This is a genomic window from Mesobacillus boroniphilus JCM 21738 (assembly GCF_000517385.1).
Classification (GTDB): domain Bacteria; phylum Bacillota; class Bacilli; order Bacillales; family Cytobacillaceae; genus Mesobacillus; species Mesobacillus boroniphilus.
In genome coordinates this window covers 1-9,138 of sequence record NZ_BAUW01000115.1, presented here as the reverse complement: position 1 = coordinate 9,138, position 9,138 = coordinate 1, and the positions used below count along the sequence as shown (strand labels likewise).

The following is a 9,138-nucleotide window of genomic DNA, read 5'->3' as shown; positions in this document are numbered from 1 at the left end:
TAATAAGGAATTCAATAAAAAGGTGCATTATCCTTCCTGGATAAACGCACCCTATAGCCATCTATGAATCGCAAAAACGGCGATTCACCACAGAGAATGAAAATGGCTCCCGTCTGTCGATACTGTTCCTAGGCTGGGAGAAGAAGGTCTTTGAACTATGGTGCCTTAGAGCCCATCCGTTAGTCTGACTCCAACCACCACGGTGTACCACCGATTGTCGCACCCTTGATGGGTAGCACTCATGGGAGATTGATCCTAATTCTGGTTGTTGCTCAGCTGCACTTATTTACTCTAACGAGAAGGGCCTGAAATCAAGCCATGTACAACCAATTTTTCTTTCTACTATTCAAGTTAGTTCACCTCTCCCCACACTCTTCACTTTATATATAATCTTATACGCAGATTGGGTAAACGAAGTAACAACAATGTTTTGAACTTAAATATGATATAATTTGTGCGGATAGGTTCTCAAACTTAAGGGGGATTAAATCAAATGTTTAGACCAAATAAGATTGCCTTCATTGTTCTCGGTGCCAGCATTCTACTTCTACTAATACTATTGTATATGGATACAAAGGGTGTTTACGTTCAACTCGGGCCGCCATCCAGTGGGATCAGTCATACTACACTAGGCATCTGGCTCATTATTGCAGCCGTTGGTTCAGCTATGTATATGTTAAAAGATCTAGGGATGAGATTGATTGTGATAGGGATTGGGTTGTTTTTCATACTAATCATTAGCTCTTCGAATCTATTCGCAGAAATCAAGTACACCACTTTCTCCTCACCCGATCAAAGCGAAAAATTTGTGGTGATTGAAAAAGGGTATGCGATGCTTTACCAGATTTCAGATTCAGGCTTATTTATGACCGCTTTAACCAAGTTTGACACCGATCGGGGATATAAACCCTTTTCAGAAGAAGCCTATGAGTTGGAGTGGGTGTCGCCCAATACATTAATTATAGATTATGCCTATGATTATAAAAGAGATTTTAAAAAGATTGAAGTGCAATACCATACCGATTAACTTGACACTAGGTGCAAAACAGAAAGGCTAACCCCACATAACGGTTAGCCTTTTCTTGTATTGAACTCTATTCTTCGTTTACTAGCTGAACAAGAATATCTTTAAAGGCCCTGGCAACTTCTTCTCCTTGCTCAGTCGAATAGCCAGGGACTTTGAAGCGATCCATGAATAACCCTCTCAGCTCCAGTATACCCGCCTCAGAAGATGTCAGTACATACGTGCCTTGAGACTGCACTAAATTGGGATCACCCGAAAATCGGTTTTCGTAGAACAGACTGAACCTTACTGAATATCTATCTTCATAGTAATATCGCAATAAACCATTTATTGGCTGTGGGATATTAAGAAGCATATTTCCGATGTTCACCGCATCCACGTCCGCTATAAAATCTGACATTGAAAACTCAGACTTGCTTTCATCAAAATGTCCAATTAAGTGGAACGCTGCGTCATAAGCTGAATCAAACCCCTCAGCCACAGCAGAGTCTCCAGCAGCGCTAATTAAATCTCCGGCCCAACCAGCAACATCCACAAAGACCTGATTGTTCGATCCCTGATGTAAAACAGCATTCAGGGTGGCGGCTAAATGTGGAACCCCAATATCTATCTTATATTTTGGATCATACACTTCATAAACGGGTGGATTACCCAATTGACTATCAGCCTTAGCGATAAATTCTTCATCTAAAGGACCGGCTGTCATATCCCAAAGATCGCTAAAATAAGTTTTTGACCTTAGATATTGACATACAAGTATATTTGCTCGTGAAACGTTTCCACCTGCGTGAGCAAACGCAATATCATAAATCTTATCTACTAAATCAAAGAAAATGTGGTTCGCCATGTCTGGTTCTGAAGGGTATTGGACTTGAGGGTCTACTTTGCTTTCCCCATTATATCTACCGGACTTAATATTATTGTCAATTTCGATATATCCGTCGCCGGAGCCAATAGAAATAGTCGAAATTTGATCAAACGCCCAATTTTCAGGGAGAGGGTAACCAAGGTTCCCGCTATATCCAGTGGACATGCCGCTCACAAAACTTGTTGTCGCCAATCCTCGTTCAGAAACCCGAATACAAACCGCTCTCGGCCCGTAAACTCCTATTTTGTAAATGCTCCCCAGATTATTCATTCTATCGTTTACCCCAATAAAGTAGGGAATGATATTCTGGGTTATTTCATGCCCAAGAACGTCAAAATCTACCGCAAAATAAATCGTCGCACCCTTTAAAAAGCCATGTTCCTAGCGGCATTCAAAGCTGCTTGAGCGTCAATACGACCTTGTTCTATGGTGAAATACCCTAAATAGCTCCCTATTGTTTGATAAATTGGGAAAACGGTCAATCCGGCATTAAAAATGTTCTGCAGCTCACCCGGTTGAATTTTTTTATTTAACGAGGAATTAGGCACATTCGTTAAGTAACGCCCCACTGTCTGATACCCCGCCGCTTTCAATGATTCTGCGCGCTGGGGTAATCATGGTTACACAATCACAAGCCGTTCCTTTTCTTGTTGAATCCCCGGTACTCACTAAAGCTGAAAGCCATGTTTGCTTTCCAGTAACACCATCGGCAGGCAACATGCAAAAACTTTGGAAATTCAGTACTGTTTGTTTCACTGCGCTGCCGTAATACCCGTCGAATGCTCCAGGATCGAACCGGTTTACATACAATGCATATTGGAGTAACTTAACAAAGTTACCACTACTGCCTAAACTTAATGTCGGCAATCGATCCCTGGTCGTCGGTCCCACGCTGCCTGTTTGAAGGTTCGGTGCAATCCCTTCCTCTGTTTGAATTCCATAGATTAACGCTCTATTCGTCCCTCTTTGATAATGGCCGTCACATGGCTGCACACCGGACGTAATATAATATTTGTTATTCAAATCCTGCTGCATTTCTCGAATTCTAGGATCGCCGCCGAACGTCAGGACATAAGCATCCATGGTCAGAAACGCTTTAAAAACGTAGTCATATACTTTTCCGTTGCGAACGGGCAATCCCGCATCGGTTTGCAGTCGAATGACAGCATTTTTTAAGTTCTCATCAAAAACTCCATGAAAGCGACCTGGATCATACCCTTTGCAATAACAAGCACCTTGTAAGATTTGAACTATATTTTTCCCTTTCTCATCTTCCGGAACTGAACCTAATTCCATTTCGCCCCAACTCTTATAGGCAGCACTTGTACCAGGTCCAAAACTGTCTGCTGGAGTTCCGATTCCCAATTCAATTTGTAGAGCACGAGTTAGAGCGTAGACAGTTGACCATCCTGTTTTCCCCTTTTCTGGAGCTGGCTGATAGCCGCTTCGCCCTCCATAGGTGTCGTTGACCCACTCTTGAACCATTAAGACCATTAAATCCATGTACAAACATTCCTTCCGGTTTTAGTTTGATCTTATTCACGGTAACATGGGGTAAGTTTTCCCTATGTTATCACGAACAGATATTTAATAAAGAAAGACTCATAGCTATAAATACAACCCTATGAAACAATTTTTTTCTGCTTCAAAAATCCTTGTCAACGCCGACCATTTTCTCTTTTCTTGAGCTGCTCTATCATTTGAAAGTAGCCTGGAATACTTTCTACGTCATAATTTTTTATACAGAATAACAATTTCATTTTTATCTCCTGAGATAAGTCCTCTCTATCCTGCTGGCTTGTTTGGTTTAGAGAAGAAATGATTTTCGGAGAAAAAAGCTCGATCACCGTATTCAGTGAGTTATCATCCGTTTTAGATTGTCTTACGAGTGTGTATAAACTATCTTTCATCTATACCGCTCCTCTTACTAGCGGTTTCGAGAAAATCTCTCATTTTTTTCAAAGCCCTTGTATGACTCTTTGAAACCGCCTGCTGTGATTTTTTTAACTTATGTGCTATCTCTGAATCGGTTAAACCATGGAGATAGGCCAAACTGATAATTTGGCGTTGGTTTTCCGTTAATTGCTGAAATCCTTCGTATAGCCAATAATTTGTCAGCCGGTCCTCTATCCCTAACGACATATCAAGTTCATTTATTTCTTCCTTGAATTCTGTTGTTGCCAGCACATCAATCAGTGGTGTATCTGTTTCTTTGTTTAAAGGTTTGTCTAAGATCAACCTAAACCTATCAAACTTATGTTTTTTACTCTTATCAAAGTTGATTGAATGAAAGTGAATGGTCTTAGAAAGATAGCTGGTGAACCTGATCCGAAAGTAGAATTCTTTAAAAGATTCATCTAGCCGATTGATTAAGATATCAGTTGGGTCAATAATTACTTGTTTTAAAAGGTCCATGTTTTCCGGAGTGCTTAAAAATGAATTAATGATAGGGTTTTTCAATTGTTCTTCATTTGCCTTTAAATATCTTCTTAAAACCGAGGTTGAATCACACATTTTCAAACGCCCACCCTTCTAAAGGAACGTATGTTCGTATTAATAGCAAAAAAAATAGGTCCTTCCTGGTTAAAGCGGTATTGACTTTCTTAAATTGTACCAAAAAATTGTACGCTTTGGAAAATACTTTCAGGAGAACTTTTTTCACCCTTCCTTTTTTTGGTTTATAACTTCCGCTAATTTTAATATCACCTCTTCTAACTTTTCAAGTTTTCTCTCAAACCTTAAAAAAAGATAGATTGTAATCATAACAGGAAATCCGAAGTTACCCAAAATAGTTGTCCATACAGGAATATCAATCGTACTCATAACAAATCCTTTCTCAATACATATTTTTCCTACCTTGTAAATAAAGAAAATATAATAAAAGATTCCACAACCAATAACACCATTTTTTTATATAAAAATTTCATTTTGAACCACAAGAAAACCTCTCAAGTAAAAATCTGAACTGTGTCCAAGTTTACGGACGGTTAAAAAAAAGCGCCTATGAAGCTATTAAGTGGCCTCGGTTATCCCAACAAATCCCTTTCGGGACATTGATTGAGTTAAGCCAAGCTTTTTCACTTTGCTTTGTAATAGAGGATTCGTGTAGTGCATTCCTTGGTCTGAATGCAAAATGGCCTCTGGGTGAAACTGATTGCCAACAGTTGCCTTGCACTTGAAGAAGAAGGCTAACTGGACATGGAGAAGTCCAGAAATGGCATAAAAATATAGCAAAGATAGTCTATTGAAAAATTAGATATAATCCAAAAAGGGGTTCGGAATGAGAACATTCCGAACCCCTTTTGTCTACAAACTGACTGTAGAGAATTCTCTTCAGTTTACTTCTTATTGGACAATGAATGTACTTGTGACCGCGGAAAATGGGACAACCGCAGCGCCAGCTGAAAAGTTAACCATCATTCGATACGTTCCTGCAGGAGCATTCGGGCTAGTTAAGCTAAACGCCATCACTGAGGTTTTTCTGGAAAAGCTACCTGATTTACAACTCCAGTTAATCCACCCGTCATATGAATCGTATTTTTGAAGACATGCAGTATAATTATATGTAACACCTGCAGGATTGGAACCTGCTTCCATTTGAAAATCAACGGATGTCGCTGTTGAAGTGTAGGTGTTAGCATCAGTGCAACCAGTTATTCCGTAAGGAGAAGTAGTAAAACAAGCCATAATATTACCTCCAATTTTTTTGTTTTAAATAGAATGGTTTAACAGTTTTATATTCCATTGTTTTAAGTCATGTGTATTACCCCCCTTTAACTAGAAAAGCGAATTATAGTGCATTCACTTCTGTGTTTAACAATTCGCTGTTCTAATCAGTAAAGGAGTTAGAGATGATAAAATAACAACCATATGAAAAATATAATTTTGTTATCGCTAAATGGTAAATTCTTAATAAAGCTATAAATTAGGTTGTTAACTAGAAAAGTAATCAGAATGGAAGAGGAAAATGTGGAATGGTTAAGGGAAAATAAGGTGGAGCAGCCCATTTTTTTGAAAGTATTGAAACCAATAGAGGTTGTACTTTTTTAGGCTTCATTTTATTCAATGATTAAAAGAATGATAATCTTTTATATAGAACAGCTAATTTTTAAAGTAATCTATTATTCAATAAAAGTAATGGAGACACTCAAGGTGGGTGAATGGGTAAATTAAATCCAAAGATGACCTATGCAACTTTTGGAGAACAACTAGGCTTTTTCCTTCACTGGAAACTGGTGAACTAGATGGTTTACAATGTAAGCTTTGACGAGAGCTGTGCAAATTGGATTAGATGTATTGCCTTCGGCTGACAGCTTTGAAACTGGAACTGTAGCTGCTTATAAGTCATAGGGTGATGGAAATGGGGAAATTACCCAATACTCTTCATGGAGAATGGATTATAAGAATTCATCGTTGGAATATACTATAAAGGCTACATTCCTCCTACTTTTGCCTCGGAACAAAGGCTGATGTAGGTTTAACAGAAGTGTGACCTTTAAGAGAGATTACTAATTATTTTATGGTTGATGATAATTCGGATACGACAGCTACTACAGAGACTTTAAGATCTGCAGATTAGGGTGGGATTCATTCCTTACTAATCGGAAACTGAGCGTTTACTAATTGCTGATACTTTCGTCGATTAATTATTTTACTTAAAATAATTAATTTAAAAGGATACCATGTTTTAATTTTTAGTATCCTTTTTTTCAAATTATAGTTTTAGGACGTGGTTGTCATTTTTTTAACTCTATTTGATATTTTCTTTATTATCCCTCTTAATCATGTTAGAAATACTTACTTTAACTCCCTCTATAAATATTGATTTATGAACGGTTTAACCCGGGAGAACTTTTAATAGTTTCCCGCATAGGACCACGATGGATTGCTTCTTGCGTAATGGATCCTTACGATTTGTGTAATACTCATGCTGCCTTCTAAAGGCATCATTATGGCGAACCATCGGCATCATCACTCGGAATAGAAGAGCGCGGAGCTTTCTCCTGCCCCGTTTGGAAATTCTCTTTTGTACTTTATGCTGACCGGAGGAGTTTTCCCGTAGTGTCAATCCCGCGAGTTTGATTAATTGGCTTGGTTCGAGGGCTCTTTTTCGTTCAAGTCCCCGAAAATCCTTCTAACATGAATGCTCCATTTATCATTTTCCCGCGAAAATTTTATGAAGGTAACTTTTATATTGATTTAACCCCATTACACTTGCCAATGATTAGGGAAATATTCACTAATACCTTGCCACAACTTTTGAGGGTTCTTCTCTTTGTTTTTAAACTATCTTTCGGAATATCTATGTGATAATTCAATTTATATTCCATACAAATCCATTAACAGGATACTCATTTCATAATAGGAGGTTACAGGCGAATATTAACTGAAATGCTTTTAATGTGTTTGTTTAAATCCTTTTAGATTGGGAGATAAAGTTTTTTTGTTAATCTTTTCATTTATCCGTAACTCTTTAGTGTGAAGATAGTTGATTAGTTCACCCGCATCGTTGTATGTTTCATATTTTATTAATATCCCAGTATCCTTGTCTACCCACAATTTGAAAGTACTGGATTGTATTTTTGCTTTCTTACTTTTATCTAGGGTACCGCCTACGACAATCACGTTGTGGTTAAGTAATTTTTCATTTTGTTTTTCAATTTCCCATTTTGAAATATCACTCAGATACTTAGTTGCTAATTCATATGGGAATAAAGAATGTGAAGCAAAACCAATTTGAGGTATATCCCTATAAATTGAGGATTTCTTTACTTTAGTTTCTCCAATGGCTTTATCAATTGTTATAGGCTCTCCATAGAGTTTTTTGGACACTAAATCAGACTCATTATAGGTTTTTGCTTTTTCATCTAAAAGCCAAATTTTATTTTTACTAAAATAAGTAGAATGATCTTTCTCTGCACGAACAGAATTATACACTTTGCTATATCCGGCAGATTCTTCACCATTCAACATCAGTTGATAGGTTATTACCCATTGCCCACCAGATTGTGTATACTCTTCAAAACTTCCTTTGGCCGTTTTAAAATAATCAATAGTATTTATGAGCTTATTTAAAACTTGCTCTTTTGTCATATTATTCGCAATTTCTTGATTACGCTCGGGTTTATAAACAGGAGCTTGTTCCATATTTCTTGTGTCTGAATTTTTATTGTTATTTTCTTGGTTACTCTGAGAGGCATTATTTCGAGATAAGAAATTCAAATCCTCTTTATAAATATTAATAAACAAAAATAGGATACTGCTCAAGACTAGTATGCTTAAAACAGGCGCGACTATTTTTTGATAGGCTTTTTCTTACTAATTTCTTTTTTGCTTATTGTTCTGAAGACAGCAATTTTATTTTTTTTAGTAAATTTTACATTTTTTAGAATCGTGTGATTCATTGTTTCATCAAGCCTTTTAATGTCTTTATTCATAAAATCCGACTCCCTTCAGGTTAATACGTAAGATTTTCTTACCCCTATTTAGCCTTGACTTAATTGTATTAATGTTAACTGATAAAAGGGTGGAGATTTCTCCTATCGTCATATGTTCATAATAAAAAAGGATAATGATTTCACGATATTTCACTGGAAGATAGTACCTTTCTCGCTACTTCCTCCTTCACACTATTTGTGAAGAATTGAGTATCTGCTGCTGGAAAAAAAGATTCCTGAAAAGAAACAAAGAGTTCAGTAAATATAATATTTTTATATGACCAGGATTTTAGATAATCCTTACATTTATTTACAGTTATTTTATATAGCCAGGTTTTATATGAAGAATCCCCTCTAAATAAATGCATTTTTTCATAACACTTTAAGAAGACTTCCTGAGTTATGTCTTCTGCAGCTTGGTGAGATCGTACGTATGTATACGCTAACCTGATTATTTTATCCCCGTATTCGTCCATTAACCAACTTAGTTTTTCTTTATTACTCCAATGTTCACCAATTAATTCTGCCTTCTGTTCACTTGGTGGAATATTCATTTTCATTCTCCTCTCAATATTATAGACGAGAGTCAAAAAAGTTTAGATGCAATTATTAAAAAAGAATTCTGAAACTGGTGAAGGAAATGATAATATAATAAATCTTATAATAGGACTGTATGATAAAATATATCTTAATTTTTTGTCCCAAAAGATTTCGCAAAGATTTTAACAAGCAATACTATTTTATGTAAAAAATTGGAGGAACTAAAAATGGAGACAAAAAACGCGGGAACATTTAGACAATCCTGCCCC

At 36.8% G+C, this 9,138-nt stretch carries 11 protein-coding genes and 3 pseudogenes; 1 reads left to right on the top strand and 13 read right to left on the bottom strand.

Annotated features, from left to right (window positions below; genetic code table 11):
* Nucleotides 1-493 precede the first annotated feature (493 nt).
* Nucleotides 494-1,027, top strand: coding sequence for a hypothetical protein (locus JCM21738_RS19485; protein WP_023613845.1), 534 nt, complete (start codon nucleotides 494-496; stop codon nucleotides 1,025-1,027).
* Between the two features lie 67 nt (nucleotides 1,028-1,094).
* Here the strand turns inward: JCM21738_RS19485 and JCM21738_RS27930 are convergent, their stop codons facing one another.
* The 13 genes and pseudogenes from JCM21738_RS27930 to JCM21738_RS27550 form a co-directional block, all read right to left on the bottom strand.
* Nucleotides 1,095-1,730 (bottom strand): hypothetical protein, encoded by a 636-nt coding sequence (locus tag JCM21738_RS27930; protein WP_500778555.1) that lies wholly within the window; start codon nucleotides 1,728-1,730, stop codon nucleotides 1,095-1,097.
* A gap of 267 nt (nucleotides 1,731-1,997) precedes the next feature.
* Nucleotides 1,998-2,440 (bottom strand): annotated as a pseudogene (locus JCM21738_RS27925) (glycoside hydrolase domain-containing protein); the annotation flags it as partial.
* On the bottom strand, nucleotides 2,433-3,377 hold the full coding sequence (locus JCM21738_RS27920; RefSeq protein ID WP_243463104.1) for a peptidoglycan-binding domain-containing protein: 945 nt from the start codon (nucleotides 3,375-3,377) through the stop codon (nucleotides 2,433-2,435). The pseudogene JCM21738_RS27925 and the gene JCM21738_RS27920, both read right to left, overlap by 8 nt.
* A 173-nt stretch (nucleotides 3,378-3,550) precedes the next feature.
* Nucleotides 3,551-3,802 carry a helix-turn-helix domain-containing protein gene (locus tag JCM21738_RS19475; RefSeq protein ID WP_023613843.1) on the bottom strand — a complete coding sequence of 84 codons (252 nt, stop codon included), beginning with the start codon at nucleotides 3,800-3,802 and terminating at the stop codon, nucleotides 3,551-3,553.
* On the bottom strand, nucleotides 3,792-4,406 hold the full coding sequence (locus JCM21738_RS19470; RefSeq protein WP_023613842.1) for a sigma-70 family RNA polymerase sigma factor: 615 nt from the start codon (nucleotides 4,404-4,406) through the stop codon (nucleotides 3,792-3,794). Before JCM21738_RS19470 ends, JCM21738_RS19475 begins: the two co-directional genes overlap by 11 nt.
* A gap of 144 nt (nucleotides 4,407-4,550) precedes the next feature.
* Complete coding sequence (locus tag JCM21738_RS23595; RefSeq protein ID WP_023613841.1) at nucleotides 4,551-4,715, bottom strand: YvrJ family protein; 165 nt, start codon at nucleotides 4,713-4,715, stop codon at nucleotides 4,551-4,553.
* A gap of 176 nt (nucleotides 4,716-4,891) precedes the next feature.
* A pseudogene (locus tag JCM21738_RS27800) lies at nucleotides 4,892-5,024 on the bottom strand (IS3-like element ISDha6 family transposase); the annotation flags it as partial.
* Between the two features lie 213 nt (nucleotides 5,025-5,237).
* A complete protein-coding gene (gene yqgA, locus JCM21738_RS27915) occupies nucleotides 5,238-5,579 on the bottom strand; it encodes a cell wall-binding protein YqgA (protein ID WP_156916347.1) in 342 nt (113 codons plus the stop codon).
* Nucleotides 5,580-6,729: 1,150 nt separating this feature from the next.
* A pseudogene (locus JCM21738_RS23590) lies at nucleotides 6,730-6,990 on the bottom strand (transposase); the annotation flags it as partial.
* A gap of 299 nt (nucleotides 6,991-7,289) precedes the next feature.
* Nucleotides 7,290-8,141, bottom strand: a complete 852-nt coding sequence (locus JCM21738_RS19460) for a sigma-E factor regulatory protein RseB domain-containing protein (RefSeq protein WP_035209945.1) — start codon at nucleotides 8,139-8,141, stop codon at nucleotides 7,290-7,292.
* Nucleotides 8,142-8,185: 44 nt separating this feature from the next.
* Nucleotides 8,186-8,329: a hypothetical protein gene (locus JCM21738_RS24540; RefSeq protein ID WP_156315533.1), complete on the bottom strand. Its 144-nt coding sequence runs from the start codon at nucleotides 8,327-8,329 to the stop codon at nucleotides 8,186-8,188.
* Nucleotides 8,322-8,441: a hypothetical protein gene (locus tag JCM21738_RS27555; protein WP_369385784.1), complete on the bottom strand. Its 120-nt coding sequence runs from the start codon at nucleotides 8,439-8,441 to the stop codon at nucleotides 8,322-8,324. Before JCM21738_RS27555 ends, JCM21738_RS24540 begins: the two co-directional genes overlap by 8 nt.
* Nucleotides 8,442-8,469: 28 nt before the next feature.
* Complete coding sequence (locus JCM21738_RS27550) at nucleotides 8,470-8,883, bottom strand: sigma-70 family RNA polymerase sigma factor (RefSeq protein WP_369385783.1); 414 nt, start codon at nucleotides 8,881-8,883, stop codon at nucleotides 8,470-8,472.
* Nucleotides 8,884-9,138 lie beyond the last annotated feature (255 nt).

Excerpts from the sequence above, each read along its gene's own strand:
- JCM21738_RS19485 (WP_023613845.1), top strand. The coding sequence starts at position 494 with ATGTTTAGACCAAATAAGATTGCCTTCATTGTTCTCGGTGCCAGCATT.
- JCM21738_RS27930 (WP_500778555.1), bottom strand. The coding sequence starts at position 1,730 with ATGACAGCCGGTCCTTTAGATGAAGAATTTATCGCTAAGGCTGATAGT.
- JCM21738_RS27920 (WP_243463104.1), bottom strand. The coding sequence starts at position 3,377 with ATGGTTCAAGAGTGGGTCAACGACACCTATGGAGGGCGAAGCGGCTAT.
- JCM21738_RS19475 (WP_023613843.1), bottom strand. The coding sequence starts at position 3,802 with ATGAAAGATAGTTTATACACACTCGTAAGACAATCTAAAACGGATGAT.
- JCM21738_RS19470 (WP_023613842.1), bottom strand. The coding sequence starts at position 4,406 with ATGTGTGATTCAACCTCGGTTTTAAGAAGATATTTAAAGGCAAATGAA.
- JCM21738_RS23595 (WP_023613841.1), bottom strand. The coding sequence starts at position 4,715 with ATGAGTACGATTGATATTCCTGTATGGACAACTATTTTGGGTAACTTC.
- yqgA (WP_156916347.1), bottom strand. The coding sequence starts at position 5,579 with ATGGCTTGTTTTACTACTTCTCCTTACGGAATAACTGGTTGCACTGAT.
- JCM21738_RS24540 (WP_156315533.1), bottom strand. The coding sequence starts at position 8,329 with ATGAATAAAGACATTAAAAGGCTTGATGAAACAATGAATCACACGATT.
- JCM21738_RS27555 (WP_369385784.1), bottom strand. The coding sequence starts at position 8,441 with ATGACGATAGGAGAAATCTCCACCCTTTTATCAGTTAACATTAATACA.
- JCM21738_RS27550 (WP_369385783.1), bottom strand. The coding sequence starts at position 8,883 with ATGAATATTCCACCAAGTGAACAGAAGGCAGAATTAATTGGTGAACAT.